This is a genomic window from Pseudomonas sp. FP215 (assembly GCF_030687795.1).
GTDB classification, from domain to species: Bacteria; Pseudomonadota; Gammaproteobacteria; order Pseudomonadales; family Pseudomonadaceae; genus Aquipseudomonas; species Aquipseudomonas salmasensis.
Genome location: NZ_CP117447.1, coordinates 2,938,612 through 2,954,409, shown reverse-complemented (window position 1 = coordinate 2,954,409; position 15,798 = coordinate 2,938,612). Strand labels below are relative to the sequence as shown.

13 protein-coding genes are annotated in these 15,798 nt (G+C 61.6%); 8 read left to right on the top strand and 5 right to left on the bottom strand.

Going from position 1 to position 15,798, the window contains the following annotated elements; genetic code table 11:
* Positions 1-300 precede the first annotated feature (300 nt).
* The 4 genes from PSH76_RS13440 to PSH76_RS13425 all read left to right on the top strand — a co-directional run bounded on the left by PSH76_RS13440 (position 301) and on the right by PSH76_RS13425 (position 3,742).
* A complete protein-coding gene (locus tag PSH76_RS13440; protein WP_078467354.1) occupies positions 301-477 on the top strand; it encodes a hypothetical protein in 177 nt (58 codons plus the stop codon).
* Positions 478-642: 165 nt separating this feature from the next.
* Positions 643-1,353, top strand: a complete 711-nt coding sequence (locus PSH76_RS13435; RefSeq protein ID WP_003191232.1) for an HPP family protein — start codon at positions 643-645, stop codon at positions 1,351-1,353.
* A 130-nt stretch (positions 1,354-1,483) separates the two neighbouring features.
* Positions 1,484-2,587 carry an enoyl-CoA hydratase/isomerase family protein gene (locus PSH76_RS13430; RefSeq protein ID WP_305494266.1) on the top strand — a complete coding sequence of 368 codons (1,104 nt, stop codon included), beginning with the start codon at positions 1,484-1,486 and terminating at the stop codon, positions 2,585-2,587.
* 3 nt (positions 2,588-2,590) lie between these two features.
* Positions 2,591-3,742, top strand: coding sequence for an acyl-CoA dehydrogenase family protein (locus PSH76_RS13425; protein WP_034135655.1), 1,152 nt, complete (start codon positions 2,591-2,593; stop codon positions 3,740-3,742).
* Between the two features lie 729 nt (positions 3,743-4,471).
* On the opposite strand, the gene PSH76_RS13420 is transcribed toward PSH76_RS13425, so the two are convergent.
* From PSH76_RS13420 to PSH76_RS13400, 5 genes are read right to left on the bottom strand one after another with little or no spacing between them, the layout of a single operon-like run.
* On the bottom strand, positions 4,472-5,245 hold the full coding sequence (locus tag PSH76_RS13420; RefSeq protein WP_169918347.1) for an enoyl-CoA hydratase: 774 nt from the start codon (positions 5,243-5,245) through the stop codon (positions 4,472-4,474).
* Between the two features lie 11 nt (positions 5,246-5,256).
* Positions 5,257-6,384, bottom strand: coding sequence for an acyl-CoA dehydrogenase (locus PSH76_RS13415; protein WP_305494265.1), 1,128 nt, complete (start codon positions 6,382-6,384; stop codon positions 5,257-5,259).
* Between the two features lie 9 nt (positions 6,385-6,393).
* Positions 6,394-7,578: an acetyl-CoA C-acyltransferase gene (locus PSH76_RS13410; protein ID WP_047710882.1), complete on the bottom strand. Its 1,185-nt coding sequence runs from the start codon at positions 7,576-7,578 to the stop codon at positions 6,394-6,396.
* Between the two features lie 12 nt (positions 7,579-7,590).
* The gene (locus PSH76_RS13405; protein ID WP_138762751.1) at positions 7,591-8,358 is read right to left on the bottom strand and encodes an SDR family NAD(P)-dependent oxidoreductase; all 768 of its coding nucleotides are present in this window, start codon (positions 8,356-8,358) and stop codon (positions 7,591-7,593) included.
* A 21-nt stretch (positions 8,359-8,379) separates the two neighbouring features.
* Positions 8,380-10,029, bottom strand: a complete 1,650-nt coding sequence (locus tag PSH76_RS13400; protein ID WP_305494264.1) for an AMP-binding protein — start codon at positions 10,027-10,029, stop codon at positions 8,380-8,382.
* Between the two features lie 336 nt (positions 10,030-10,365).
* Between PSH76_RS13400 and PSH76_RS13395 the strand changes: the two genes are divergently transcribed.
* The 4 genes from PSH76_RS13395 (at position 10,366) to PSH76_RS13375 (ending at position 15,766) form a co-directional block, all read left to right on the top strand.
* Positions 10,366-11,259 carry a bestrophin family protein gene (locus PSH76_RS13395; protein WP_098951462.1) on the top strand — a complete coding sequence of 298 codons (894 nt, stop codon included), beginning with the start codon at positions 10,366-10,368 and terminating at the stop codon, positions 11,257-11,259.
* 72 nt (positions 11,260-11,331) lie between these two features.
* The gene (locus PSH76_RS13390; protein WP_098951460.1) at positions 11,332-12,390 is read left to right on the top strand and encodes a tetratricopeptide repeat protein; all 1,059 of its coding nucleotides are present in this window, start codon (positions 11,332-11,334) and stop codon (positions 12,388-12,390) included.
* Positions 12,391-12,596: 206 nt separating this feature from the next.
* Entirely contained in the window at positions 12,597-14,096 is a 1,500-nt protein-coding gene (locus PSH76_RS13380) for an ATPase domain-containing protein (protein WP_032897276.1), read from the top strand.
* A complete protein-coding gene (locus tag PSH76_RS13375) occupies positions 14,096-15,766 on the top strand; it encodes an ATP-binding protein (RefSeq protein WP_032897274.1) in 1,671 nt (556 codons plus the stop codon). The genes PSH76_RS13380 and PSH76_RS13375 overlap by 1 nt, the downstream gene beginning before the upstream one ends.
* Positions 15,767-15,798: the final 32 nt, after the last annotated feature.

Sequence of the window (15,798 nt, the reverse complement as noted above, 5' to 3'; positions counted from 1 at the left end):
CCCACTCCTCCACGAGTGGGCGGCTTTCATCATAGGTACCAAGAAAGTGCCTACATTTGTTTGCGTAATGGCTGGTGCACTTTCCCTTCCGGTGCTCGGAGCCCAACTGTAGACTCGCTGCCACGTGCACTCACTATCTACCACCCGACCGTCAGGACCAACCTGTAGCGCTTGGGTCAGGGCACTTCACAACAACAAGGACGTTGTAGGCTGCCCGCGCGCGATGGCTTACTTCATTGAGAGGACAATGCCGTGCGAGATGACCTGTTAACCGTACCTTTACCCAGGCTGGATCGTTTGATGGCGTTGCGTGACGCACTGGTGGCGTTGAAGGGGCCGCTGGCCGACGATCCCAGGCTGCGCGAAGACCTGCAAGAGCGCCTGTTCAATGAAGAAACCCACAGTCGCGTGCTGGGCAAGATCAACCCAACGACGGCCACAGCCACCGGGCCGATCACCTACGGCGACGCCTTTTAACTGCATTTGTTTTGCATTTAACCTTCATTAATATGCAGTAGCGCCCCTGGATCAAGCGCGGCACACTGCACAGGTTCCTTCCCCCAATGTTGGAACCTTCAAAGGGCTGTTCCGGGAAACCAGGCAGGCCTTTTTTTTCGCCCGCCGTTTATGGACCGTCTTTCAATGCTCGCTCGCTGGTTACCCGCTGCAATCAACACCCGTCCCGCCGAATGGAGCCGTGCAGCCATCGGCATGGCCCTGGGCACGCTATTGAGTGTCTGGGCTTGTGCCCAAGTATTCGGCATGGAGGTGGCCCTGCACCTGCTCGGCCCTCTGGGTGCCTCGGCGGTGCTGTTGTTTGCCGTGTCATCGGGTGCGCTGGCCCAACCCTGGTCGATCATCGGCAGTTACCTGTGTGCAGGCGTCGTGGCGCTGCTGGTCGCCCGCGTCCTGGGGCGCACCTTGGGCAGCGCGTGCCTGGCGGCGGGTATGACAGTGGTCCTCATCTGCTGGCTACGCTGCCTGCACCCGCCGGCCGGTGGGCTGGCCATGACCCTGGTGCTGGCCGATCCGGCATCTGTCGCCCTTGGCTGGTACGAACTGGCGCCGGTGATGCTCGGCGCTGGCGCCCTGCTCGCCTGTGCGCTGGCCTATAACAACGCCACGCGTACGCGTTACCCCAAGGGGCTTGCCGAGCCTGCACCGGTTATCCTGGGCACTGCCACCGCCGTCAGCGAGCCGAGCATCACGGCAGCCGACCTCAAGCTGGCGCTGGCCGAGATGGAGCAGTTCTACGACGTCGAACCGACAGAGCTGGAGCAACTGATCCACGCCGCCGAGGGCCATGCCCGGCGTCGCAGTATCGGCGAGGTTCTGGCCAGCCGGGTGGTTTGACCGGCACTGCATAAATGCAACAACGACCTGCACGATTCCGGGTTGTACGGGGCAAATTTGCACTGGTACGATCACAAGAGAGTTCACCCGTGAACATCTTGATAAAGACAATAAAAGCAGGGAGTTAGAGATGACTGCTCAGGTTTCATCCCAAGCAAGCCACGCCGAGGTCCAGCAGGACGCTGTTCTGGCACAGGTGCGTAACCATATCGGCCACCTCACCCTCAACCGCCCCGCCGGCTTGAACGCCATCACCTTGGACATGGTCCGCCAGTTAACCGCGCGCTTGCAGGCCTGGGCCGTCGACCCCGAGGTCTACGCCGTGGTACTGCGCGGCGCCGGCGAGAAAGCATTTTGCGCTGGCGGCGACATCCGTTCGCTGTACGACAGCTTCAAGCAAGGCGACACCCTCCACCAGGATTTCTTCGTCGAGGAATATGCCCTCGACTTGGCCATTCACCACTACCGTAAACCCGTACTGGCATTGATGGACGGCTTCGTCCTCGGCGGTGGCATGGGCCTGGTGCAAGGCGCAGACCTGCGGGTGGTTACCGAACGCAGCCGCCTGGCGATGCCGGAAGTGGCCATCGGGTACTTCCCGGATGTGGGCGGCAGCTATTTTCTCTCGCGTATTGCTGGCGAGCTGGGCACTTATCTTGGGGTGACCGGGGTGCAGATTCGCGCAGCGGATGCCTTGTATTGTGGGCTGGCAGACTGGTACATCGACAGCGCCAAGCTGGTTGAGCTGGACCAGAAACTCGACGGCCTGCAATGGCACGACTCGCCGCTCAAGGACTTGCAAGGCGCACTCGCCAAGCTCGCCGTACAGCAACTGCCCGACGCCCCGTTGGCGGCCTTGCGCCCGGCCATTGACCATTTCTTCGGGTTGCCGGACGTGCCCAGCATCGTCGAGCAACTGCAACAAGTCACCGTGGCCGATAGCCATGACTGGGCGTTGACCACCGCCAACCTCATGCAGACCCGCTCGCCCCTGGCCATGGCCGTGACCCTGGAGATGCTGCGCCGTGGCCGCCACTTGCCACTGGAACAGTGCTTTGCCCTCGAACTGCACCTGGATCGCCAATGGTTCGAGCGCGGCGACCTGATCGAAGGGGTTCGCGCCCTGATCATCGACAAGGACAAGACTCCGAAGTGGAACCCACCCACCCTCCATTTGCTGGATGCCAGCCATGTCGAGAGCTTCTTCCGCGACTTCGTGCAGATTGGGAAATAAGCCATGCAAGATCTTGAATACACTGAAGAACAAGTGATGATCCGCGACATGGCCCGCGATTTTGCCCGTGGCGAAATCGCCCCCCATGCCCAAGCCTGGGAGAAAGCCGGCTGGATCGACGACGCCCTGGTGGCGAAGATGGGCGAGCTGGGCCTGCTGGGCATGGTGGTGCCGGAAGAATGGGGCGGCACCTATGTCGACTACGTCGCCTACGCCCTGGCCGTGGAGGAAATCTCCGCCGGTGACGCTGCGACGGGCGCGCTGATGAGTATCCATAATTCAGTGGGTTGTGGGCCGATCCTCAACTACGGCACAACCGAGCAGAAAAACACCTGGCTGGCAGAACTCGCCAGTGGCCAAGCCATCGGTTGCTTCTGCCTGACCGAACCCCAGGCCGGTTCCGAGGCCCATAACCTACGCACCCGTGCCGAGTTGCGTGACGGGCAATGGGTCATCAATGGCGCCAAGCAGTTCGTCAGCAATGGCAAGCGCGCCAAGCTGGCCATCGTGTTCGCCGTGACCGACCCGGAACTGGGCAAGAAAGGCATTTCGGCGTTCCTGGTACCGACTGATACCCCAGGTTTCGTGGTCGACCGCACCGAGCACAAGATGGGCATCCGTGCGTCAGACACCTGCGCGGTCACGCTCAACCAATGCAAGGTTCCTGAAGCCAACCTGCTGGGTGAGCGCGGCAAGGGCCTGGCCATCGCCCTCTCCAACCTGGAAGGCGGACGCATCGGCATCGCCGCCCAGGCCCTAGGCATTGCCCGCGCCGCGTTTGAAGCCGCGCTGGCCTACGCCCGTGATCGGGTGCAGTTCGACAAAGCGATCATCGAACACCAGAGCGTGGCCAACCTGCTGGCCGACATGCAAACCCAACTCAACGCTGCGCGCCTGCTGATCCTCCACGCCGCACGCCTGCGCACCGCCGGCAAACCCTGCTTGTCCGAAGCCTCCCAGGCCAAGCTGTTCGCCTCGGAAATGGCCGAACGAGTCTGCTCCAAGGCAATGCAGATCCATGGTGGGTATGGGTATTTGGAGGATTACCCGGTGGAGCGCTACTACCGGGATGCACGGATCACGCAGATTTACGAAGGCACCAGCGAGATTCAGCGGATGGTGATTGCCAGGGAGTTGAAAAACTACCAGCTCTGACGGACACCACACCATCGCCTTCTGTAGGAGCGAGCTTGCTCGCGAAAAACGTCAGCGATAACGCGTGCTTGCTGACTGACCGCGGCGTCTGTGAGCTTTTCGCGAGCAAGCTCGCTCCTACAAAAATGCCTTGACCGTCTGGCATTATGGCTTGCCTGCGATGCAGACACCTCGGTACATCAGGGTACCAATCAACGGTAACCACGATGCGAAGCGAGCCGCTCTTGCTCTTGCTCTGCTTTTGATCTGCTCTTGATCTTAGGCGCCCCGTCAAACCACGCTGGCCGGAATTCGACAGGGATTTGGGGGGTAAACCGGCAGGGATGCCGGTTTAGCCGCCCCGCGCCATGGATGGCGCGTGGCGGCGGCCCCCCAAATCACTGGCGGATTACGGGCACACCGAGCCTAGGCGAGGTGCCGAGTGGTGGGGCAAGAGCGTTTTGCTTACTTTTGCGCTTTTCAAAAGTAAGACGCCGTCAGGGCGGAACCCTAAGTGGCCGTTACCTAAATAACGGATATGTACTCAGTCCAACTGTGTTGACTGCCAGGCCACCTTCGCGAGCAAGCCCGCTCCCACAGTAGGATCGCGGGGGTATCAGGTAGATAGGTGTCGGCTGGCAGGCCGCCATCGCAGGCAAGCCAGCTCCCACAGTTGGATCGTTGGGGTGTCAGGTAGCTAGGTGTCGGCTGGGAGACCCCCATCGCAGGCAGGCCACACCCCCCACCAGGTTACTTATCCTTGAATTCCGGCGCCCGCTTGGCCACAAACGCGGCCATGCCTTCCTTCTGGTCCTGGGTCGCAAACGCCGCATGAAACACCCGACGCTCAAAACGCACGCCTTCAGACAGGCTGACTTCAAACGCACGGTTCACACTTTCCTTGACCATCATGCTGATCGGCACGGATTTACCGGCGATCAGGGTAGCTACTTTCAGCGCCTCGTCCAGCAGCTCATCGGCGGGCACGATGCGCGCCACAATCCCGCAGCGCTCGGCCTCTACCGCGTCGATAAAGCGCCCGGTCAGGCACATCTCCATGGCCTTGGCCTTGCCCACCGCACGGGTCAGGCGCTGGGTGCCGCCCATGCCTGGCAGCACGCCCAGGTTGATTTCCGGCTGGCCGAACTTGGCGGTGTCGCCGGCAAGGATAAAGTCACACATCAGGGCCAGCTCGCAGCCGCCGCCCAGAGCGAAACCATTCACGGCGGCAATGATCGGCTTGCGGCGGTTGGCCACACGGTCGCTGTCGCTGAACAGGTCGTCCATATAGATCTGCGGGTAGGTCAGCTCGGCCATTTCCTTGATGTCGGCACCGGCCGCGAAGGCTTTTTTCGAACCAGTCAGCACGATGCAGCCAATTTCCGGGTTGGCTTCCAGGCTGTCCAGCGCCTGGTTCAGCTCGCTGACCAGTTGCGCATTCAAGGCGTTCAGTGCGCTGGGGCGGTTAAGCGTGATCAGCCCGACACGGCCCTGAACGTCAAGCAGGATGGTTTCGTAACTCATGTCTCGGCTCCTTAAAGATTGCGTGAGATGACCATGCGTTGAATATCGCTGGTGCCTTCGTAAATCTGGCAGACCCGCACATCACGGTAGATCCGCTCCAGGGGGAAGTCGTTCAGGTAACCGTAACCGCCCAAGGTTTGCAAGGCGGCCGAGCAGACTTTCTCGGCCATTTCCGAGGCAAACAACTTGGCCATGGACGCCTCCACCAGCGCCGGCTTGCCGCTGTCACGCAGGGCGGCGGCGTAATGCACCATCTGCCGGGCGACGGCGATCTGGGTGGCCATGTCGGCCAGGCGAAAGGCGACGGCTTGGTGTTCGATCAGCGGCTTGCCAAAGCTTTCACGTTCACGGGCATAGTCGCGGGCCGCTTCGAAGGCGGCGCGGGCCATGCCCACCGACTGGGAGGCAATGCCCACGCGGCCGCCTTCCAGGTTGGCCAGGGCGATTTTATAACCTTCGCCCTCCTCGCCCAGGCGGTTGGCCACCGGCACTTTCACGTCTTCAAACAGGATCTGGCAAGTGTCCGAGGCATGTTGCCCCAGCTTGTCTTCCACCCGCGCCACGGTGTAGCCCGGCGAATCGGTGGGCACGATAAACGCGCTGATTCCGCGCTTGCCCGCAGCCGGGTCGGTGACCGCAAACACAATCACGATCCCGGCGTTTTGCCCGGAGGTGATGAACTGTTTGCAGCCGTTGAGTACATAGTGGTCGCCTTCAAGGCGTGCACGGGTTTTCAGGCTGCTGGCATCGGAACCGGCCTGGGGTTCGGTCAGCGCAAAAGCACCCAGCATAGCGCCGCTGGCCAAGGGTGTGAGGAACTGATCTTTCTGCTGGTCATTGCCAAACTTGAGGATCGGCACGCAACCCACCGAGTTGTGCACGCTCATGATCGTGGAGCAGGCGCCGTCGCCCGCGGCGATTTCTTCCAGGGCCATGGCGTAGGCCAGGTAGCCGGTGTCGCAACCGCCCCACTGTTCTGGCACCAGCATGCCGAAAAAGCCCAGTTCGGCCATTTCCGCGATGGCCTCCTTGGGAAAGCGATGCTCGCGGTCCCACTCGGCGGCGAAGGGTTTCAAACGTTCCTGGGCAAATTGCCGGGCGGCGTCGCTGATTTGCAGTTGTTCGTCATTGGGCAACATAGGTCATCCTCAATACAGGCATTCAACGGCCATCGCCGTGGCTTCACCGCCGCCAATGCAGATGGCGGCGACACCACGCTTGAGCCCCTTCTGGCGCAGGGCCGCGAGCAATGTCACCAGGATGCGTGCGCCAGAGGCACCAATGGGGTGGCCCAATGCACAGGCGCCGCCGTGCACGTTGACCTTGTCGTGGGGAATCTCCAGCTTGCTCATGGTCACCAGGCTGACCACGGCGAAGGCCTCGTTGATTTCGAACAGGTCCACTTCGTCGAGGCTCCAGCCGGTCTTGCTCATCAGCTTGCGGATCGCTCCCACCGGCGCCACCGGAAACAGCCCAGGCTCATCGGCAAACGCGGCATGCCCGTGGATCACCGCCAAAGGCTTGAGGCCGCGCTTGAGCGCCTCGGACTCACGCATCAACAACAACGCCGCGGCGCCATCGGAAATCGAGCTGGAGTTGGCCGCTGTCACTGTACCGCCGTCGCGGAACGCCGGTTTCAGGCTGGCAATCTTGTCCAGCTTGGCTTTCGGCGGTTGCTCATCGTGCAGGATGGTTTTTTGTTCCTTGCCCACGGTGACCTGCACCGGGACGATTTCGCTGGCAAAGCTGCCGTGGGTGATGGCCTCCTGTGCGCGGGTCAGGGAGGCAATGGCGAACGCGTCCTGGGCTTCACGGGTAAAACCGTTGTGCTCGGCGCAGTCCTCGGCAAAGGTGCCCATCAGGCGGCCCTTGTCGTAGGCGTCTTCGAGGCCGTCGAGGAACATATGGTCAAGCACCTTGCCGTGGCCCATGCGGTAACCGCTGCGCGCGCGGTCCAGCAGGTACGGGGCGTTGGACATGCTTTCCATGCCGCCGGCGATTACCACATCGACGCTGCCAGCGCGCAGCGAATCGTGGGCCAGAATCGTCGCTTCCATGCCGGATCCGCACATTTTGTTGAGGGTGGTGCAGCGCGTGCCCTTGTCCAACCCGGCGCCCAGGGCGGCCTGGCGGGCAGGCGCTTGCCCAAGCCCGGCGGGCAGTACACAGCCAAACAGGACTTCGTCGACGGCATCGGTGGCGATACCGGCACGCTCGACCGCCGCACGAATGGCGGCAGCGCCCAGCTGCGGCGCGGTCAGGCTTTTAAGGTCGCCCTGAAACCCGCCCATGGGCGTGCGCACGGCGCTGACAATCACAATAGGGTCGTTCATAGCCATTGCTCCTTATTTGGCCGCCATGCGCAAGGCACCGTCGAGACGGATCACCTCGCCATTGAGCATGCTGTTTTCAATAATGTGGCGTACCAGCGCGGCATATTCGGCGGGTTTGCCCAGGCGTGGTGGGAACGGCACACCGGCAGCCAGGGACTCACGCACCTCTGGGGTCATGCCGGCCATCATTGGCGTTTCGAAAATGCCCGGTGCGATGGTCATCACGCGGATGCCAAAGCGCGCCAGTTCCCGTGCGGCAGGCAAGGTGAGGCTGGCAATCGCGCCCTTGGAGGCGGCATACGCAGCCTGGCCAATCTGCCCATCGAAGGCCGCCACCGAGGCGGTATTGATGATCACGCCGCGTTCGCCGTCGGCATTCGCCTCGGTTTCAGCGATCGCCGCAGCGGCCAGGCGCAGCAGGTTGAAGCTGCCGATCAGGTTGACGTTGATCACCTGGGCAAAGTTTGCCAGGCCATGCGGGCCATTCTTTCCGAGGATCTTCTCGCCACGCACCACACCCGCGCAGTTGACCAGGCCATGCAAGCCACCAAATGCGTCTACCGCTGCCTTCACCGCTGCTTCTGCAGCGGCTTCCTGGCTGATGTCCGCCACGGCACTGCGGGCGTTGTCGCCCAGTTGCTGGGCCTTGGCGGCCACGGCGTCGGCGTTCAAGTCCACCAGCATCACCTTGGCACCCGCGGCAATCAGCATTTCAGCGGTGGCCGCGCCGAGGCCCGACGCGCCGCCGCTGACCAGGAATACTTTGTTTTCAATCTGCATCGTTGTTTCCTTTTAAAGAGATCAAGCCACGGCCGCCTGGGCCTTGGCTATTTCCTGATTGCGCAAAATAAAGCGTTGCAGCTTGCCGCTCGGGGTCTTGGGCAAGTCGCTGACAAATTCGATTTCCCGTGGGTAGGCATGGGCGGCCAGGCGCTGGCGCACATGCAGGCGCAGCTCTTCGGCCAACTCGGGGGTGGCGCGGTATTGCTCGCTGATCACCACAAAGGCTTTGACCAGCTCGGTGCGCTCCGGGCAAGGCTTGCCGACCACCGCCGCCTCGACCACCGCAGGGTGTTCGACCAACGCGCTTTCCACGTCGAAGGGGCCCACGCGATAGCCGGACGTAGTGATCACGTCGTCGCTGCGCCCGACAAAGCTGATGCTGCCGTCCGGGTTCAGCTCCACGGTGTCGCCGCTGAGGTAGTACTTGCCAACAAACGCCTTGGTCTTCACGCCGTCGTATCCGGCGAACCAGCACATCGGCGATTGCTCACGGTCGATGGCCAGAATGCCAGGCTGGCCGGCCGGCAGCTCCTGGTGGTTGTCATCCAGCACCACGATGCGATGCCCAGGCGAGGCAAAACCCGCCGAACCCACGTGCACCGGATGCGCCAGGCCGTGGTGGTTGCACAGCACCATACCCAGTTCGGTCTGGCCGTAATGGTCGTGGATGGTCACGCCCAGGTTGTCGGCGAACCAGCGAATCACCTCCGGGTTCAACGGCTCGCCGGCGCTGCTGACGATGCGCAGCTTGCCCTTGATCGAACGCGCGAACTGTTCGCCACCGGCAATCAGCAGGCGATACGCCGTGGGCGAACCGGTCAGGTTGGTGATTGCGTATTTATTGATCACCCGGCAGGTGCTTTCCAGGGTGAACGGGCCATCGTAGAAGGTGATCGGGTGCCCCATGGACAACGGCCCGGTCACGCCGAAATAGATGCCATAGGCCCAGCCAGGGTCTGCGACGTTCCAGAACGCGTCTTCGGGGCGCAAGTCCATGGCGTCGCGCATGTAGCCCTGGAACGCGACGATGGCCTTGAGCGGCACCGACAGCGCCTTGGACGGGCCGGTGGTGCCCGAGGTGAACATCAGCAGGAACGGCTCCTCTGCGCCCAGCAGCACCGGCTCGCAGTAAGAAGAGTAATTGGGCAGTTCGGCCCAGAAGCTGTAATCGCCACGCACGATGCCTTCGCCCTTGGCCCCGGCCACCGTGACGATGGTCGGGCAGTCGGCGACTTCAGCCAGCTTTGCGCGGTTCACTGCATCGGTGACCACCAGCGCTGCACCGGAACTGTTCAAGCGGTGTTCAATCGCCTTGGGACCGAACGCGGTAAACAGTGGCTGATAGACCGCGCCGATGCGCCACGTCGCCAACACCACCACCAGCAATTCGGCGGTACGCGGCAGCAGGCCCGCCACCTTGTCACCGCGCTTGACGCCCCGGGCCAGCAGGAAGTTGGCAAAACGCGCGGCCTGCTCCTGCAGTTCGGTAAAGGTCGAGGTGGCGCTACGCCCGTCCTTGCCTTCCCAGAACAACGCGATACGCCCCGGCAGTGCGTGACGGTCACAACACTCCACACAGGCATTGAGCGCTTGCAGATCGCCGGCCAGTGCGGCGTCGACGGTGTGCTGGTAATCAAACTCGGTGGTGGCAGCCAAATACTCACGCATCGCTTTCTATCCTTCTGTGTTTTTATTTTCAGGACATTTTCAACTTGATAAAACTGCTGAAATAGTCGCTCCAGAGCGGCGCAGCGGCAATGGTCAAAGCTTTCAACTTGGCTGACTGGTTTGGCCATGGCTATCTGTAGGAGCGAGCTTGCTCGCGAAAAACTCACAGGCGCCGCGTTTAATCAGAATGCGCGCGTTATCGTTGCCGTTTTTCGCGAGCAAGCTCGCTCCTACAAAGAGTCATTGAGTCGACTGATCAGACGGTCGATCCAAGTGATTGGACGCTCCGGGTGCCAGCTTCTACCCTGATGATCTGCGCCGCCACAGAAGCCCGCCATGATCGTTCGCCCCAAACCCAACGTACTGGGTATCCTGTTCTCCCTCAAAGGCTCCATTGCCAAGCGCATTGCCTGGCGCAGTCTGCTGGTCACGCTGTTGGCCTCGGTCATCGTGCTGGTGGAAACCCTGCACCCCGCCTATTTTTCCAAGGTCAACGCTACGCCCTTCACCTTGTTGGGCTTGTCGCTGTCGATCTTCATGAGTTTTCGTAACAACGCCTGTTATGACCGTTGGTGGGAGGGCCGCAAGCAACTGGGGCAAATGGTCATTGACGTGCGTTCGCTGATTCGCGAGACCCAGGTGCTGGGGGACACCGCCGAGCGTGCTGGCCTGCTGCGCGGCCTATGTGGTTTTGCCCATGGTTTGGTCGCGCATTTGCGTCATGAAGATCAAGCCCGGGCGATACACCCTTGGATCACCGTGCCAGCCAGCCACCCCAACCTGTCGGACAGCGTGCTGCAAACGGTCGGTGCGCGCTTTTCGGTCCTGGCCCAACAGGGTGTGATCAGCGAATGGCGCTACACCCAGCTGGAAAGCCGGTTGGTCAGCCTGAGCCAGGTGCAGGCGGCGTGTGAGCGGATCAAGACCACGCCACTGCCCTTCCCCTACACCCTGCTGTTGCACCGCACCATCTACCTGTTCTGCATCCTGCTGCCGTTCGCCATGGCCGAGCCACTGGGCTGGTTGACGCCGGTGTTCACTGCGATCGTCAGCTACACCTTCTTTGGCCTGGATGCTATTGGCGACGAATTGGAGGACCCTTTTGGCTTCGACGAAAACGACTTGCCGTGTGACGCCATCCTGCGGACATTGGAGCGTGAGATTCTCGCAGCCCTGGGTGAAGTCAACCTGCCGCCTGCGTTGGAACCAGCGGACTACGTGCTGACCTGACGCAAGTTTGACACTCGCCGTGCGCTGACCGAAGCTGTCCACTTTTAGCTGCCCAAGCTTTCGGACGCCTGCATGTCAAAGTCACGCCGTTACTCCATCATCGGCCTGTGCGCCCTGTTGCTGATCGTACTGATCATCTGGTTTTTCTCCCGCACCCCGACAGTGGCCGTACCCCCAGCCATCGCCCATGGCTATTCCAAGGCCTTGAAGCAAGCGCATAACGGCGAGCCCGGCGCCGCACGTGTGTTGTACCAACAGTTGGGCCGGCCGGACCTGTCGCCCGAACGCCGCGCCGCCTTGCATGCTGAATTGCCCAATTACCCCAGCCCCCAGGCGCTTAAGCTGGCCGATAAAGACCTGGCCAATGAATCGGCGCTGGTGCGCGAAGCCGCGATTCACAGCATCGTCGGCCTGGTGCCCACCGGCCAACGCACCCTTCTGCTCGGCCCGGTGCTGGACGACCCCGAACAACCGGTGCGCTTTGCCGCCGCCAACGCCTTGCTCGGCCTGTCGCCCGACACCCTGGGCCTGTACTTTGGCCCGCTGCAGCAGGTACTCGACGAATTCGTGAAAACCCTCAAGGCCCAACCCGAAACCGCCGAAGGCTGGATTCAATTGGCGCGCCTGTACATCCACAGTGCCCTGCTGCCGGAGGCGCAAAACGCCCTGGAGCAGGCAATGCGTTTACAGCCGGACAACCTGCAAGCGGTGGTATCGCAAATCGAACTGCTGGATAAACAAGGCAAGACCGACGACTCGCGCCAACTGTTGGCCCGGCAACTGGCGGCGCATCCGGAATCGGCCTACCTGCAACATGCCTTGGGCATGTGGCTGCTGCACCATGGCGAGCGCCCCTACGCCCTGCTCGGCCTGTCCAAGGCGGTGGAGCTTGAACCGGACAATCCGGATTATCGCTACGACCTGGCCACCACCCTGCACGCCCAGGACGAAGTAGAGGCGGCCCAGCGCCAGTTGGAAGAAATCGTCCAGCGTGATCCCGCCAACCGCAAAGCCCGCGTGTTGCTGGTCAATTACTGGAAAGAGACCGGGCAGTTGCAGAACGTCCAGGTGCTGCTCGCCCAACTGGAGCAACAAAACCCCGATGATCCGGCGCTACAGCAGGGCCTGTAGGAGCGAGCTTGCTCGCGAAGATCGTTAACGATAACGCGGGCTGCCTGGTTCACAGCGGCGCCCTCCGGCTCTTCGCGAGCAAGCTCGCTCCTCCCTTCGTACAATTCATCCAAAACGTTGAACCGCTACGTGCCACTACGGTCAAGTGAATATGGCGCGTCCTAGCGGGCGTGCACCTCTACTTGTACGTGACCTGAGGGCACTTCTTGAGTACATCCAATCAGCTGTTGAGTGAAAAGGCGGCCACCGGCATCGAAGGTCTTGATGACATTCTTGCCGGCGGGCTATCGCGTAGCCACGTGTTTTTGCTTGAGGGCGAACCCGGCACCGGTAAAACCACCGTGGCCCTGCACTTCCTGCAGGCCGGCGCGCAGAACGGCGAACGTTGCTTGTATATCACCCTGTCCGAAACCGAGCACGAATTGCGCCAGGGCGCTAAATCCCATGGCTGGGACCTGGATGACCATATTCATATCTTCGAACTGACCCCACCCGAAAGCCTGCTCAACGCCGAACACCAGCAAAGCCTGCTGTACTCCTCCGACCTGGAGCTGGGCGAAGCCACCCGCCAGATCTTTGAAGTGGTGGAACGGGTCAAGCCAACCCGCGTGGTGGTCGACAGCCTGTCTGAGATCCGCCTATTGGCGCAAAGCTCGTTGCGCTATCGCCGGCAGATCCTGGCGATCAAGCACTATTTCGTGCGCTATGACGCTACCGTATTACTGCTCGATGACCTGACCACCGAATCCCTGGATAAGACCGTGCACAGCGTGGCCCACGGGGTGATTCGCCTGGAGGAACTGACGCCCAACTACGGTGCCGAGCGTCGTCGCATCCGGGTGGTGAAATACCGTGGCCAGAAATACCGTGGCGGCTTTCACGACTTCACCATCATGGGCGACGGCATTCACGTATTCCCGCGCCTGGTAGCGGCCGAGCATCGCGGCGGTTACAACCGTCAAACCTTAAGCAGCGGGATCGAGGAATTGGACTCTCTGCTCGGCGGGGGAATCGAGACCGGCTCCAGCAGCCTGATTCTCGGCCCGGCCGGTACCGGCAAGTCGCTGATCTCGATGATCTTCGCCGCTGCTGCCGTGGCCCGTGGCGAAAAGGCTGCGCTGTTTATCTTCGATGAAGAGCTGGGCCTGCTGTTCGAGCGTATGAAGAACATGGGCATCGACCTCGCCGCGTTGCGAGACACCGGCAACCTGCTGATCGAGCAGGTCGACGCCGCCGAACTCTCCCCCGGCGAATTTTCGCACCGGGTGCGCCGCTGCGTGGATGAGCGCGGTATCAAGACGGTGGTCATCGACAGTATCAACGGTTACCAGGCGGCCATGCCCGAAGAGAACGCGCTGATCCTGCATATGCATGAGCTGCTGCTGTACCTCAACCGCCGTGGTGCCGCGACCTTCATGACGGTGGCCCAGCACGGCCTGGTCGGCGACATGCAGACGCCAGTCGACATCACCTACCTGGCTGACACCGTGATCCTGCTGCGTTATTTCGAGGCGCTGGGCAAAGTTCGCCGGGCCATTTCGATCATCAAGAAAAGAACCGGCTCCCATGAGTCCACCATTCGCGAATACCGCATCGGCAGCCGCGGCATGACGGTGGGTGTGCCCCTGGATAACTTCCAGGGTGTGCTGCGCGGCATTCCGACCTATATGGGCGCCGGCTCACCCCTGCTCAAGGATGAGGGCTAGTGCCGGCCCTTTCTCCTGTCTCCGAGCGCGCCATCGTGCTGGCGCCCATGGGCCGCGATGGGTCATTGGCGCTGATGATGCTAAACGAAGCCGGCTACAGCGGGATCGTCGCCAATAGCCTGGCCGCGCTTTGCGAAGAGCTGACCCAAGGCGCCGGCCTGCTCATCATTGCGGCTGAGGCGCTGCGTGGCGTCGACCTGGAGCCGTTACTTGAGCTGTTGCATCAGCAGCCGGCCTGGTCCGACCTGCCGATCGTGCTGATGACCCAGCATGGCGGCAAAGAGCAGAACGGCTCGACCCGGCTGAGCGGCTTGCTGGGTAACGTCACGTTTCTGGAGCGGCCATTCCATCCCATCACCCTGATCAGCCTGGTCAGCGCCGCCCTGCGCGGTCGCCGGCGCCAATACGAGGCGCGGGACCGCTTGATTGACTTGAGCGAGAGCGAGCTGCGGCTGCAGCGCACCCTGGAAACCCTCGAGCAGCAAGTGGAAGAACGCACCGCCCAACTGCGCCACAACGAAGAAGCCCTGCGCCAGTCGCAGAAAATGGAAGCCGTTGGCCAGTTGACCGGCGGTATCGCCCATGACTTCAACAACATGCTTACCGGCATTATCGGGAGCCTGGAACTGCTGCGCCGACGTGTGGCGCGAGGCAAACTGGATGACCTGGACGGCCTGATCGACCTGGGCGTGACCTCCGCGAACCGCGCGGCCAGCCTTACCCACCGACTGTTGGCGTTCTCCCGTCGACAATCGCTGGACTCCAAACCCGTGCAGATCAACCAGTTGGTCGCGGCCATGGGCGAATTGTTGCAACGCAGCATCAACGAAAGCATCAGCCTGGACATGCGCTTGAGCGACGCCTTGTGGACGGCCGAAGCCGACCCGAACCAGCTCGAAAGCGCCCTGCTCAACCTGGTGATCAACGCGCGCGACGCCATGCCCACCGGTGGCACGCTCAGGGTGGAAACCACCAACCGCCACCTCGACAGCGTCTTCACCGCCGCCTACGGCACCCTGACACCGGGCGATTACGTAGAGCTGAGTGTCAGCGACAACGGTTGCGGCATACCGCAGCACCTGATGGGTCGCGTGTTCGATCCGTTTTTCACCACCAAACCCATCGGCCAGGGCACAGGGCTGGGGTTGTCGATGATCTACGGCTTCGCTCGCCAGTCTCGCGGGCATGTGACCATCCACAGCGAAGTCAACAAAGGCACGACGGTCAGCTTGTTCCTGCCGCGTTTTATCGGCGAGCCCCAAGCTCAGGAGCCGCTCAATCCGACATTGCTGCCGTTTGCCAACGCAGGGGAAACGGTGTTGATCGTCGAGGATGACCCCGCTGTACGAGTATTGGTCAGCGCCGTGCTCAAAGAGCTGGGTTATGGGTTTATCGAGGCTGGGGACGCGAATACGGCAGTGCCGATCATTGAATCCGAGCAGCGCATTGACCTGATGATCAGCGATGTCGGGTTACCTGGTATGAATGGCCGGCAACTGGCGGAAATCGGCCGGCAAATTCGCCCTGAACTCAAGGTGTTGTTCATTACAGGGTATGCCGAGCATGCGGCGGTGCGTGGTGGTTTCCTGGACCCGGGGATGCAGTTGATCACCAAGCCTTTCACCTTTGACTTACTCACAGCGAAGGTCCGAGAAATGATCCGCGCATAAATACGAAACCTCTGTACGGCTCCGTACCCTGG